The sequence below is a fragment of the Pseudomonas sp. UC 17F4 genome (assembly GCF_900101695.1).
In the GTDB taxonomy this organism is placed as follows: domain Bacteria; phylum Pseudomonadota; class Gammaproteobacteria; order Pseudomonadales; family Pseudomonadaceae; genus Aquipseudomonas.
Genome location: NZ_FNKV01000001.1, coordinates 3,710,262 through 3,723,299, shown reverse-complemented (window position 1 = coordinate 3,723,299; position 13,038 = coordinate 3,710,262). Strand labels below are relative to the sequence as shown.

Genomic DNA, 13,038 nt, shown 5'->3' with positions numbered 1-13,038 from the left:
CCTAGTAGAGTTCGGCCATCAGCAACGCTGAAGCGCTGAAGTCGCCATTGCCCAGCGTCGCCCCGGGGTTCTTTACCGGTACGGCTTCCAGCCGAGGCAGGACGGCACCGTTGCTGTTGTCGATTTGCCGCGGCTCGTTAAGGATGAAGTCGGTGCCGCCAAGCAGGATGCGTATGCCCAGGTCAGTGACCGAGGTCTGTACGGCCGCCGGGTCGAACTGGGTGGCGATGGCCTTGAGGGTCAGGCGCATGTTGTAGCTGCTGCCGGGGGCACCGGCACCCGGGCAGTCGATCTGGTAGGGGATGGCCTGGCGATAGCGCTGGCCGTCGATCTTGCTCGGCACCACGCTGCCGGCGAACTGCACGTCGATGCGCCCACCCTTGTCGCTGACCACGCAGGCCGGCGGCGTGATCAGGGTGCCAGTGAATTCCATGTTGGCGTGACAGGGCACGGCCAAGGCACTGCCGAGCAGTAGGGCTGCGCCATAGGCGATGGTTCGCAGCATGATGTCGTTGATCATTGGTAATCCACCACCAGGGTTGCTCCGCTTGTGAAACTGCCACCGGCGATGTCGCTGTCCTGGCGCTTGACCAGCACAGCCTGCAAGGTTGGCGGCAGGTTGGCATTGAAGTTTTGCCAGGTATTGAGCGAGTACTTCTGCCCGGCAATTTTCAGGGCGATACCCAAGTTGTTGTACGACGGAACCCGCAGCAAGGTTCGATCAAACGAAGCACCTTGACCCTCGACCTTCATTTTCAGCTCGCTTTTCACCGCGCGGCTGCAGTTGAGTGAATACGTCAGGGTGATGGTCTTGTAGCTGCCGTCGATCGCCGTGGTGTCCACATCGCCAAACGGGGCGGTGATCAGTTGGTTGTCATTGATCACGCACGGCGGCCTTGCCCGAATTGTCCCTTTGATACTCATCAGCATGGCTTGAGCCGCTTCCGCCGACAGCGGCACGACGAACGCAAACGCCCACAGTAACGACTTGATGCCCGACATGCCCGCCACCTCAGTCATACGCCAGGTTGACGTTGAGGCTGGCGCGAAACGGCCCCGGCAACAGCGGCGCGGTGGTGCGTTCGGGCCTGACGTAGTAGGTCAGCTGGTTACTGCCGGGGGCGAGGAACCAGGCCGGGGCCAGACGCCCGAGGCGCACGTCCTGGCCGCGGACGTCGGTAACCCGCAGGCCGAAACCCGAGGCGCCAATGACTTTCACCAGCTCGGGGCTGTCGGCGTCGACCACCGCGTTGAAGCTCAGGCCCAGCACCGGCTCGACACTGCTCCAGACCAGCGCACCACTCTGTACATCCTGGCGCCCGCCATTGACCCGCACGCAGCCCTGCAGGCGCAATTGCAGGGCCCTGGGCGTGCCTTGATCGCCCGGCCGGTACAGGGCAGCGGTGCTCAGATCGCCGAGGTCGAGCTCTTGATAGGTCGAGGCCGGGTCCAGGTAGCAGGCGCTTTCCAGCAAGGTGCCGGAGATCTGGAAAAAGGCGTTCTGTTCACCGTTGTCTGCCGCCAGGGCAAGCGTGGTGACGCTTGCGCCCAGCACCATCAGTGCACGGCTGCTGAAGTTCATGATGAGGCCCCTGTCAGTGCGTGAGGTTCAAGGTGTTACCGTTTCTCGGCAACGGCGGTGGCGGTGCAGGTGCTGGCCGCGCAATCGAACTGCAACTGCGGGCGGCCACCGTAGTCGTTGACGTAGGTCAGCACCGGCTTGTCGCCAAGCGCTTTGCTGGCAACGCCCAGGTCAGCGCGGCCCTGCGGCGCCAGCATCAGCGGCTTGAAGTCGGCCACGGTGCTGCTTTTCGGGGTGCTGCTGGCATCGATCACGGTCACGTAGTAGGGCGTCGGGTTGTTGACCTGGTAACGGCCGTCCTGGCGCGTCAGGGTCAGCTGCTCTTGCCAGGGCGCCTGGTTGATGCCGCTTTTCGGGGCAATCGACACCGGCCGATAGAACAACTTGACCCGGGTTTGCAGGGCGATCTGCAGGGTGTTGGGTTTGTCGCTGCGCGGGGGGATTTCACGCAGGTTGAAATAGAACAGCGATTCGCGGTCCTGGGGCAGTTTGTTCAGTTCCGGCAGGCCCTGGATCTTCACCTGGCTACTGGCACCCGGCTCCAGGCGCTGGATCGGCGGCAGCACCACCATCGGGCTGGTGATTTTCTGTTCCTGCTCGTTTTCTACCCAGGTTTGCGCCAGGTACGGCAGTTGCTCGTTCTGGTTGGTGATGTTGAGGCTGATGGACTTTTCCGAGCCGGTGAAAATCACCCGGGTGCGGTCCAGGGAGACGGCAGCGCTGGCCGGTTGCGCGATGGCAACGGCAAGCAGGGCCAGCAGGGGCAGGGGGGCGAAGGTTGAATCGTTCATGGTCATAAGCCGTATTAAGTGCATTAGGTGCCGGGTCAGGCCGCGTCGCTATCGGTTGCGAGCGGCTGGCACAGCAGTTCCAGTTGTTGGCCATCCGTGGAAATCGGGTCGGGCACGGTGAAGTCACAACGCGCCTTGCCGTCCCAGTGCAGCGACATGCGCTCTCCTGACTGCATGCCACTGAGATAAACCTGGCCCTCTTCGCCGACGATGCCGGTTTCCTGGCCGCGGCTGTTCTGCACCGTGGCAGCGAAGGGCGGGGCGTCGCGATTGGCCAGGCGAATGATGACCATGGCCTTGTGCCCGGCGATCACGTCGAAACTGCGGTAGCCGATGGCGCCTTCGGTCAGGGTGGCCTGGGTTACCGATTGCACCGCTTCGACATCCTCGGGCAAGCGGTCCAGGTCAATGCTCGCCTGGTTGCGGTAGTAGCTGTTGACGTCGGCGATCACCGCCTTGCCGAAGTAGTTGGTGCGCGTCAGCGGGCCGCTGCCGCGTACCGGCACGCCAGCCACACCCTGGGTGTCGACCAGCAGGCGGGTGCCGCCCATCTGCGAGGTGCGGTGCAACGCGGCGCCTTTGCCGGTGATGGTAGCGCCGCCTTGCAGCGACAGCCCGGCGGAGGTGTATTCGCCGGTCTGATGGCTGGCGCTGGCCACCACCTGGGCCAGGTCGCCCTCGTGGGTGAGGAAGCCGCTGGTGGATTCGCCACTGTCGGACTTGCCGACGCTGAGCATGTAGCGGTTACGCTCATCGATCTGGTCGTAATAGCTGAGGGTCTGGCTGGTGTCGCCACGGTTGACCGAGGTGCTATAGCTGATCGAGCCGGTGCTGTCCCAGGGAATGTTCACCGACAGGTAGGCGCCATCGTCGGTGGCACCGTTGGCGGTGTTGCGGTAGGCGGTCAGGGACAGGCTGAGGTTCTTCAGCCGGCCGAGGTTGAAGTAGCGCGACAGCGACAAGCTGTAGCGGTCACTGGCCTGGCTGTCCCAGTAGGTCTGGTGGTTATAGTTGACGTACGCGTTGAGGTTGGCATCGCGAAACTGCTTGCTCAGGGTCGCGGTGTACAACTCCTTGCTCTGGTTCAACCGCCGATCACCGCGCTGGGCCTCGATGAACTCGTTCATGCTCATGTAGTTCTTTTCCGAGAAGCGGTAACCGGCGAAGGTGACCTGGCTGTCGTAGTCTTCGAAGCGCTTGGAGTAGCTCAGGCGATAGGACTTGCCGGTCAAGGTGTCGCCCTCGGGCAGTGAAGCGCGCGACTGGGTGACATCGAACGACATCGCGCCGAACACCAGCAGGTCACGACCGACGCCAGCGGCCAGTGCGCCGTAGTCCTTGGCCCCGAGGCCGCCGCCATACAACGACCAGCCGTTACTGACCCCCAGGAGAATTCACCAGTGGAGAATGCCGGCCCGTCCAGCTGGTGGTTCCAGTCCGAGGGTTTGCCTGCGGCGAGCTTGTAGCGCACCGAGCCCGGGCGCGTCAGGTAGGGAATGTTGGCGGTGTCCATGCTGAAGGTCTGCACGCTGCCGTCTTGTTCTTCGACGCGCACGTCGAGCTGGCCGCTGACCGCATCGTTGAGGTCCTGGATGCGGAACGGCCCGGGCGCAACCTGGGTGTCGTAGAGCACGCGGTCTTGCTGGCGGATGATCACCCGCGCATTGGTTTTCGCCACGCCCGTGACTTCCGGGGCATAGCCCCTGAGGTTGGGCGGCAGCATGTTGTCGTCGCTGCTGAGGTTGGCGCCGGAATAGCGAAAGCTGCCGAACAGATTGGAGTCCAGGTAGTCCTCACCGATGATCAGGCTCGACTGCCAGGCGGGGATCGCGCGCAGGGCGTAGAAACGGCTCCACTCGAACGAGCGTTGCGTCGGCTCGCCGGTGGCGCGCTGCAGGTCGGCCTGCCAGTCGCCGCGCAGGCGCCAGGCGCCGAGATTGATGCCGGCCGTGCCATTGCCACTGAGGTAGTCGCTGCGGCCTTTTTCGCGCTTGCGATCGGTGGTCTGGGCGTTGAGGTTGTAATCGAACAGTACCCCGGCAATGCCGTCGTCCCAGCGCGAGGGCGGGTCCCAGTTGGGCGCGATGTATTCCAGCGACTCCTGCGGGATGCTGATGTACAGCCCGGCCGCACTGAGGTCGCCGCGCACCTGCATACCAGGGATGCTGGTAACGTCCAGGCATTCGCCGTCATGCCACCAGAGCAGGCGGTCGCGCACTTGCGGCTTGAGGCCGAGCACTTCCACCAGCGCTGGCGACAGGCAGGCGACGCTGCCCTTGGGGTCATCTTCAGGGGCAACAAACGCTACGTCGGTTTCGGACAACGAATCACGGTTGACGTGAACCAGCAAGTTGTACTGGCCGGGCATGATGAAGTTGGCGCTGGAAAACACGCGCAGGTCGAGGTTCTGGCGATCCTTGACATCAAGTACGTCGGTATTGAACTGGAAGTCTTCGGCCGCACCCGCCCACGAGGCGACACAGCACAACGTAGCGGTAGCCAGTACCCTGCGATGATCCACGAGACACGCATCCTTGAAGAGAAAGCAACAGCAGTCCGATAGCACTCAGAAGTGTTGGATATTGAGTTTTATCGTGGCGTGAAAGTCGCCGGCCTCGAGTGACTGGCCGGTACCCACCAGGGCAATGGAATAATTAAGCGCCATGTTGTCGGCCGACAGTGTGCGGTCTTCGACAGGCATGCCCGGGCTGATCAACTTCCCCTGACCATCCTTAATTTGTATGGCAATACCCTTGGCCGCCCCTTGAACGTTGAACTGGGTCTGGCCATCACCTTCAAAAGTTATTTTGAACGCGTGCGGGCTTCGCGCAATTTCAGCGCTGCTTCCAATGCAGCGAGTGATGTAGATATTGAGCGGTTGTTGAATCGGGACTTCACCGCTGACCAGTCCGTTGATTGCAGTCGGTTGCAGAAACACCGTCTGGTTTTCATTGCCAACTTGTATTGCACAGGCTGCATCGACAATGCTCCCGGCCATATGCACTTGTGCCTTGAGTATGGGTTCGGCGCAGTAAGCGTGGCCTGCAAGCAGACAAAGATACACCGGCAGTAATAGGGTCGGACGATACATCACAGGCTCCGCAAACTTCCCGGGCACCTGTCAAACACAGATGCCCGGGACGCCAGAGAGGCGATTCGGCTTACTGGTAAGCCAGGGTGAAGTTGGCGAAGGTTTCGAAGTTACCCGGAACGATAGTCGCGGCCACTGGGCTGCCTTCTTTCGGGGTGGTCATGTCGCCTTGCAGGTAGGCCTGGAACTGCAGGAAGGTGTTACCGTTGGACAGTTGCTGCGCAGGGGCAGCATCGCCCAGCTTGATCAGGTCGCCCTTGTTGTCGGCGATGGCCAGGCTGGCGCCCTTGGCGGTACCGTTGATGGCCAGCAGTTGCGGGTTGGCAGTAGAACCCGAACCGGTGAAGGTTGCGGTCGCCGACTTGATGGTGTCCAGCTCACAGCCACGCAGTTCGATACGGAATGGCGTAGCGCGGGACTTGCCGCCATCTTTCAGTACCACGTTGGAGATCTGGTCCATTTCAACAGTCTGGTACTGCGACTCTTGAGCGATGGTGCACGGCGAATCAATGATTGCGCCCTTGAAGGTAATCACGCCGTTGCCTTGATCCGCTGCACTCGCGCCAGCCGAAGCTGCAGCAAGGGCAATTGTCATCATCGCGCCAGTCAAGGTACTCAGTTTCATTACATACTCCTAGATTATGTACAGGAAACCCTCCAGGGTTCCGTTGGCTGCTCGGGTATCGATGTACCGTTGAGCTGGGGCCAGTCTAGGAGTTGTTGTCGTCAATCCGACTAGGAAACTTCCGTTAATACCATCGGAAATTTCCTACATTGAATTATTTCCCGGCCGGCGTCACACCAGCGCATTGCGCTTGGCAAGTTCAGCCAGTTCCACCAGTGAGGTTGCACCCAGTTTTTCCAGCAGGCGGGTCTTGTAGGTGCTGACGGTCTTGTTGCTCAAGAACAGTTTTTCGCCGATGGCCTTGTTAGAGAAGCCCAGGGCCAGGTGTTGCAGTACCACCATTTCACGGTCGGTCAATTGCTGGATGCGTTCGAACTCGGAGCGGTTTTCTGCCGAAATCACGCTCTCGTGGGTCAAGGTCGGGAAGAAGGTGTAGCCGGCAATTACCGCTTTCAAGGCGCTGACCAGGTTGCCGAGGTCTTCTTCCTTGTTGACGAAGCCGCGTGCGCCCATCTTGATGCAGCGCTGGCAAACCGCATCGGCGGTTTGCGAGGTCAGCACCAGGACTTTGCTGGGTGTTTCCAGGGCTTTGATTCGGGAAATCACCGACAGCCCGTCAAGTTTCGGGATGCCAATATCGAGAATGACCACATCGGGGGCATGCTCGCGGGTCAGTGCAAGGGCATCGATGCCGTTGTCGGTTTCGCCCACCACGTGCATGCCGTTGTTTTCCAGAAGAACCCTGACCGCCAGGCGAATGACCGGGTGATCGTCAACGATCAGTACGCTATGCATAAATTCATGAACCTTCAACACACGACTTGTAGTTAGAAAAGTTAAAAAGTCTAACACCGATGCCTGCCTGAAAAGCTGACTGTTTGTCTTGTTTTTTATGAGTATTCCAAGTGCTTTTCAGATTTGTCCTATGGCCTTTTTTAAAACAGAGGCGATCCAGCAACGGAATTGATAATAATCTGCCCAGTCATCGTACTAAACACCGCTGAACAGCAACGGGCAGGGCATACCGGGTTATGATTGCCGGCTCTTTGACGCGCCCTGGTTACTGACCTGCCTATGCATTTACGATTTATCTGGCTGTTTATCTGCCCGTTTCTGCTAAGTGTCCCGGTATTCGCCGCAAGTTTGCCGGTTGAGCCGCAAGTGCTGTCCAGCCAGTTGCGCATTGACCGTCACGACGTGGCCATTAGCAACGAAGACTGGCATTGGCTGCGGCGTAAAAATGAACTGGTCATCGGCGTATCGGCCACCGAAACCGAGCCTTTTCGGGTTGTCGATGATGACAACCAGTACGAAGGCATCAGCGCCGACGCCAGCGCGCTGATCGCGCAATTGCTCGGGGTGCAGGTCCGGGTGGTGCCGTTTAGCGACGATCAGGCGGCATTGCGCGCATTGCAGGCCGGCAGCGTTGACCTGGTGAGCCAGCACATCCGCCAGGCGCCTGGGCAAGCACTGATTTTCACCCGGCCTTTTGCCCGCGATCGCCTGGCGTTGTTCAAGCATGCCAACCAGCCACAGGCATCCCCCGACAACCTGGCCGGTTTGACCGTTGCGGTTGCCAGCCAGCACAGCGAAGAGGCGCGCCAGCGTTTTCCCCAGGCGCTCATTCGTGTGTATCCCGGTCATGACCAGGCGATTGCCGCCGCGGCGTTCGGGCAGGCCGACCTGTACCTGGATGATGTGCTCAGTGCCTATTACCGGCTGAATCACTCCTTCTACGGCTACTTGCGTTTCGAGCGCTTTGCTGATTTGCCAACGGCCGGCTACGGCTTTGCCTTGCGCGCCGACAACAGCCGTTTGCAGGCTCTGGTCGACATTGCCATCGAGGCAATCGGCAAGGAGCAACTGACCCACCTGGCCCGTCGCTGGCTGGGCAACAGTTTTATTCCCAATGAAGGCGGGATCGCCCTCACCACCGAGGAGGCACGGTGGTTGGCGCGTCATCCGCGGGTGCGCCTGCAGATCAATGACGACCTGGCACCGGTGGCCTTCTTCGATGCCAACGGCGCGTTCTCCGGGATTGCCGCCGACCTGCTGGAAGTGATCAGCCTGAACACCGGCTTGCGCTTCGACGTGCAGTCGCGCAGTGGCAGCTACCCACAACGTATCGAGTCGTTGCGCAACAAACGGGCCGACCTGGCGATCATGACCGCAAGCCCCGAGCGCGGTGCGTTGCTGCGTTTTTCCCGGCCGTTTCTGTCCAGCCGCTTCGTGCTGTTGGGCAAGCAGGGTGAGGCTGTCGAGCCCGGCGACCTCGCCGGCAAACGCCTGGCGATACCCACCGGCCTGGTCGGGCTGCCAGCATTGCGCGAACGTTACCCCAACGCGCAACTGGTGGAGGCGGGCGCCTCGCTCGACGCCATGAACCTGCTGTACGAAGGCAAGGCCGATGCCGCCGTGGCCCCACTGGCGACCGCGCGCTATTACAACATTCGCCTGTTTGACAATGGCCTGAGCATCAACGCATTGCTCGACATCGGCCCGGCCACTGCCAATTTCGCCATGCGCCGCAGCGACTCGGAGCTGCAGTCGATCCTCGACAAGGCCCTGCAGGACATCTCGCCGGACGAACTCACGGCCATTACCAACCGCTGGCGCTCGCCCCCTGGCATGAGCGGCGAGACCTGGCGTGATTATCGAACGCTGATTACCGAGCTGGTGGCTGGCGCTGTGGTGCTGCTGGCGCTTGCCCTGGTCTGGGTGCTGTACCTGCGCCGCCAGATTCGTGCGCGCACGCGCGCCGAACACAGGCTCAACGACCAGTTGCAGTTTATTGAAACCCTGACCGACAGCATGCCGCGGCCCTTGTATGTGCGTGATGTCGACGGCCGCATGCTGTCGTGCAACCGCAGCTACCTGGCGAGTGTCGGCCTGAGTGCCGATCAAGTCTTGAACAAGACGATCCACGAGATGCCCGGCATCGAGGCGCAGGCGCTTCCCGACTTTCACGGCAGTTACCTGCGCGCCATGCGTGAAGGGCAATCGATCGAGGCGGTCCATGCCATTCGCATGCACGGCAAAGAGGCCTGGATCGAACACTGGATTCAACCCTTCGAAGATTCGCAAGGTGTTACCCGTGGGGTGATCTGTGGCTGGATGGACCTGACCGAGCATCACCGGCTGGTGCAGCAGTTGCAGGAGGCGAAAGAGCAGGCGATTGAAGCGAGCCGGGCCAAGACGCGCTTCCTGGCGACCATGAGCCATGAAATCCGCACGCCGATGAACGCCGTGATCGGCTTGCTGGAGCTGATACTCAAGCGCTCCGCCGATGAGCGCATCGACCGTGTCAGCATCGAAATCGCCCACAACTCGGCTACCGGCCTGCTGGAGCTGATCGGCGACATTCTTGACATTGCCCGCATCGAGTCCGGGCGCATGACCCTCTCGCCCAAGCGCGCCAACCTGCGGGAACTGGTCGAGTCGGTGGCCCGGGTATTCGAAGGCCTGGCCCGGCAGAAGCGCCTGACGCTGATGCTGGAGATCGATGCCGAGATCAACCGCGATGTACTGGTCGATGCCCTGCGCTTCAAGCAGGTAGTCTCCAACCTGCTGAGCAACGCCATCAAGTTCACCGAGGTCGGCTTCGTCAAAGTCACGGTGGTCGGCCACCTCAACGATTCAGCGCAGATGGATGTGCAAGTTATCGTCGAGGACTCAGGCATCGGCATAGCCGCACACGACCAGCAGCAATTGTTCCAGCCGTTTGTCCAGGTACAGCGCAACGTGCGGGAAAACGAAGGCACCGGCCTGGGCCTGGTCATCTGCCGTTCGCTGTGCGAAATGATGGGCGGGCAGGTCAGCATCAGCAGCGAGCCGGGGCAGGGCACGCGGGTAGACATGGCGCTGCGCTTCCAGGTGCTTGAGGCGGTTGCCGGGCTGCAGGCTGGGCAGAAGGCGCCGAGCGGGCAACGCTATCGCTTGCAGGTACTGGTGGTGGACGATCATCAAGTCAACCGGCGCGTGCTGCATCAACAACTGAGCTTTCTCGGTCATGACGTCAGCGAGGCCGAAAACGGCCAGGTGGCGTTCGAGCGGTGGTCCGAGGGCGCGTTCGACGTGGTCATCACCGATTGCCACATGCCGGTGATGAGCGGCTCGCAACTGGCGCAGGCCATTCGCCAGGCAGAGGGCGGCGACGCGCAGGAGCGTACGGTCATCATTGGCCTGACGGCTGATGCACAACCTGAGGAAATCGAACTGTGCATCAAGGCCGGCATGGACGACTGCCTGATCAAGCCAATCGGCGTGGATGAACTGGATGCGCGTTTGCGCACTTTGCATGACGATGGCCCGCCAACCGAGGTGCAGCCGCATCTGGCCGCGTCCGACCTGCCGATGGCTGCGGCAACGGCGGTGATGGACCTGGCGCCGCTGAAGTTGTTGCTCAACAACGAGCCGGTGAAGTTTCGCCAGATCCTCGAGGAATTGGTCAACAACAACCAGCACGACCGGCAACAGCTGGCAACGCTGCTGGCGCAGCGCGATACCGAAAGACTGGCGAGGCTGTCCCACCGTATCAAGGGCGCCGCGCAAGTGGTCAGGGCGGTGCAGCTGGTCAGCGCCTGCCGGCAGCTGGATGCGGTGTGCGGTGCGCCGCAGCTGGATGTCGAGCGGCTTGAGGTGTGTGTGGCTGAGCTTGATCAGGCGCTGGGGGGATTGGAGCTGGCGTTGGAGCAGTCCGGGGTGTTTCCTGGGCGTTGACGCGGCATCCGCTCGTAGGAGTTTGGGAAATTTCCCATAGGCTAGCTGCCTACGCTTACTTAGTTTCAACAGGAGAAACGCAAGCAATTCCTTCCCTGTTGAGTGCAATAGACGATGCCCGACCAACCCCGCAACACCTACAAACGCCCAATGATGCGCTTTTTGTTCGCTACCACCTGGCCAATATCCCGACCTCGATCGACCCGGACACTCACCAGTTGCAGATCAAGGGGTTGGTAGACACGCCGCTGAGCCTGAGCCTTGCCGAACTCAAGGCGTTGGCGCCTGCGGTTGAGGTGGTGGCAGTCAACCAGTGCTCCGGTAACAGCCGAGGTTTCGGCTTTCCGCGGGTGTTCGGTGCGCAGTTGGGCAACGGTTCGATGGGCAATGCGCGATGGACCGGCATCCCGTTGAAAACCGTGCTCAAGCGTGCCGGGGTTCAGGCCGCTGGAAAACAGGTCACCTTTCGTGGCCTCGATCAGCCGGTGCTGCCTACCACCCCGCAGTTCATCAAGTCACTGGCAATCGATCTGGCGCTCAGTGACGAACCGATGATCGCCTGGGCCATGAACGGCACAGACATTCCTTTGCTCAACGGCTACCCGATCAAGTTGATCGTGCCGGGCTATGCCGGCACCTATTGGGTCAAGCACCTGAGTGAAATCGAAGTCATCGATCACACCTTCGATGGCTTCTTCATGGCCAACGCCTACCGCGTGCCGGACAACGACTGCCAATGCGTACCCGCCGGCAGCGTAGCGGACAAGACCCGGCCAATCGGCAAGCTGAAAGTCCGTTCATTCATCACCAGCCTGCAGGCCGGCGACAGGGTCAAACTCGGCCAGCCGCTGACTCTTCAAGGTATTGCTTTTGACGGTGGCCACGGCATTCGCAGCGTCGAGGTGTCGGACGACGGTGGCCGGCGTTGGCATCCGGCGCAGTTGGGCGAAGACCTAGGTCGCTACTCGTATCGCCAGTGGACACTGGCGTGGCGACCGCGACACCTGGGCAAGGTCGGTTTGCAGGTACGCGCCACCAGCAACAACGGCGAGCAGCAACCGCGGACACTGCAGTGGAACCCCGCCATCTACCTGAAGAACGACATCGAAAGCACCCCGGTTACCGTGGTCCAGGAGTGAAACAATGAACGCTGGGTTGATTAAACACGTTGCACTGTCAGCATTGTTGCTTGCCTGCGCGGCGCAGGCGAATGCCGCGCCGCTGACCATTGAGTTGCCAGCCGAAACAGTCAAACTGCGCCCGTCGCAGGCGCCCGGCTACAACCTGGCGCAACAGAAGTGCGGGATCTGCCATTCGGCCGATTACATCGAGTACCAACCACCAGGTTTCGACCGGGCGCACTGGACAGCGTTGGTCCGCAAGATGAAAGACAGCTACGGCGCGCCAGTATCGGATACGGACGTGGAGGTGATCGGCGAGTACCTGGCGGGGGCTTATTCAGGTGCGCTGGCAACGGCTATGCAACCGCAGACCAGCGTCTTGCCGGCAACCGACAAGCCGGTCAACGACGTGCAGGTGCTGCTGGACCAGAATGCATGCCTGGCGTGCCATGCCATTGACCACAAAGTGGTCGGCCCGGCCTATCGGGACGTTGCCAAGCGCTATAAAAATGATGGCCAGGCGGTCGCGAAACTCATCGAGCATATCAGCCAGGGCAGCAGTGGCCGCTGGGGGGAAGTACCGATGCCGGCATTTGCGGGGTTGAGTTCGCAGGCGCTTGAGCAGTTGGCCGAGTTTGTTTTGCGCCAGTGAGGTGGTGTGGCTTTAGCTGGCCTCTAAATTGCCGCCGGAAGCCGCCCGATTGGCCTCAATCTCGTCCAGAAGCTCGGCGTTGTCTTCTGCCCACTCATAGAGCGCCATCAGCGGCTCGACAAATCTGTGCCCCACCTCGGTCAGTGAATACTCGACCATGGGCGGCACCACCTGGTGCACCTTGCGCGCGAGCAAACCATCACTCTCCAGCTCGCGCAGGGTCTGGGTAAGCATCTTCTTTGAAATTCCCGGCATCGTGCGCTGGAGCTGGCCTGTGCGCATCGAGCCGAAACTCAGTACATAAATCACCATGGACGACCATTTCGGCGCCAAAAGCGCGTGAATTCTGCGAGGCGGGCATTGCTCACAGACCACCATGGGATTACCGGGATCGCGAACAGTGGGTGTGGTCATGGTTACCATTGGGTGCCTACGTTTCAAAAAAGTGCCTAATCGA

The 13,038-nt window shown here is 60.9% G+C and carries 12 protein-coding genes and 1 pseudogene; 3 read left to right on the top strand and 10 right to left on the bottom strand.

The features are described from left to right. Position 1 precedes the first annotated feature (1 nt). The 9 genes and pseudogenes from BLR26_RS17095 to BLR26_RS17060 form a co-directional block, all read right to left on the bottom strand. The gene (locus tag BLR26_RS17095; RefSeq protein WP_093383022.1) at positions 2–520 is read right to left on the bottom strand and encodes a fimbrial protein; all 519 of its coding nucleotides are present in this window, start codon (positions 518–520) and stop codon (positions 2–4) included. Then, a complete protein-coding gene (locus BLR26_RS17090) occupies positions 517–885 on the bottom strand; it encodes a fimbrial protein (protein WP_176794258.1) in 369 nt (122 codons plus the stop codon). The genes BLR26_RS17095 and BLR26_RS17090 overlap by 4 nt, the downstream gene beginning before the upstream one ends. 127 nt (positions 886–1,012) lie before the next feature. Then, complete coding sequence (locus tag BLR26_RS17085) at positions 1,013–1,582, bottom strand: fimbrial protein (RefSeq protein ID WP_093383016.1); 570 nt, start codon at positions 1,580–1,582, stop codon at positions 1,013–1,015. Between the two features lie 35 nt (positions 1,583–1,617). Then, complete coding sequence (locus tag BLR26_RS17080; protein WP_371128648.1) at positions 1,618–2,379, bottom strand: fimbria/pilus periplasmic chaperone; 762 nt, start codon at positions 2,377–2,379, stop codon at positions 1,618–1,620. Between the two features lie 29 nt (positions 2,380–2,408). After that, positions 2,409–2,666, bottom strand: coding sequence for a FimD/PapC C-terminal domain-containing protein (locus BLR26_RS27400; RefSeq protein ID WP_218124500.1), 258 nt, complete (start codon positions 2,664–2,666; stop codon positions 2,409–2,411). Between the two features lie 84 nt (positions 2,667–2,750). Continuing rightward, positions 2,751–4,765 (bottom strand): annotated as a pseudogene (locus tag BLR26_RS27545) (fimbria/pilus outer membrane usher protein); the annotation flags it as partial. Positions 4,766–4,939: 174 nt separating this feature from the next. Beyond that, positions 4,940–5,464, bottom strand: coding sequence for a fimbrial protein (locus tag BLR26_RS17070; protein ID WP_093383013.1), 525 nt, complete (start codon positions 5,462–5,464; stop codon positions 4,940–4,942). 70 nt (positions 5,465–5,534) lie between these two features. Further along, a complete protein-coding gene (locus tag BLR26_RS17065; protein ID WP_093383010.1) occupies positions 5,535–6,089 on the bottom strand; it encodes a fimbrial protein in 555 nt (184 codons plus the stop codon). 171 nt (positions 6,090–6,260) lie between these two features. Continuing rightward, positions 6,261–6,884 (bottom strand): response regulator transcription factor, encoded by a 624-nt coding sequence (locus tag BLR26_RS17060; RefSeq protein WP_093383007.1) that lies wholly within the window; start codon positions 6,882–6,884, stop codon positions 6,261–6,263. A 279-nt stretch (positions 6,885–7,163) separates the two neighbouring features. Here BLR26_RS17060 and BLR26_RS17055 point away from each other — a divergent pair, with 279 nt between their 5' ends. The 3 genes from BLR26_RS17055 to BLR26_RS17045 all read left to right on the top strand — a co-directional run bounded on the left by BLR26_RS17055 (position 7,164) and on the right by BLR26_RS17045 (position 12,581). After that, on the top strand, positions 7,164–10,808 hold the full coding sequence (locus BLR26_RS17055) for a transporter substrate-binding domain-containing protein (protein ID WP_256326735.1): 3,645 nt from the start codon (positions 7,164–7,166) through the stop codon (positions 10,806–10,808). Positions 10,809–10,906: 98 nt separating this feature from the next. Further along, the gene (locus BLR26_RS17050) at positions 10,907–11,947 is read left to right on the top strand and encodes a molybdopterin-dependent oxidoreductase (RefSeq protein ID WP_256326734.1); all 1,041 of its coding nucleotides are present in this window, start codon (positions 10,907–10,909) and stop codon (positions 11,945–11,947) included. 4 nt (positions 11,948–11,951) lie between these two features. Continuing rightward, positions 11,952–12,581 (top strand): SorB family sulfite dehydrogenase c-type cytochrome subunit, encoded by a 630-nt coding sequence (locus BLR26_RS17045; protein ID WP_093383001.1) that lies wholly within the window; start codon positions 11,952–11,954, stop codon positions 12,579–12,581. Between the two features lie 12 nt (positions 12,582–12,593). Here BLR26_RS17045 and BLR26_RS17040 read toward each other — a convergent pair whose 3' ends face one another. After that, positions 12,594–12,995, bottom strand: coding sequence for a winged helix-turn-helix transcriptional regulator (locus tag BLR26_RS17040; RefSeq protein ID WP_176794257.1), 402 nt, complete (start codon positions 12,993–12,995; stop codon positions 12,594–12,596). Positions 12,996–13,038: the final 43 nt, after the last annotated feature.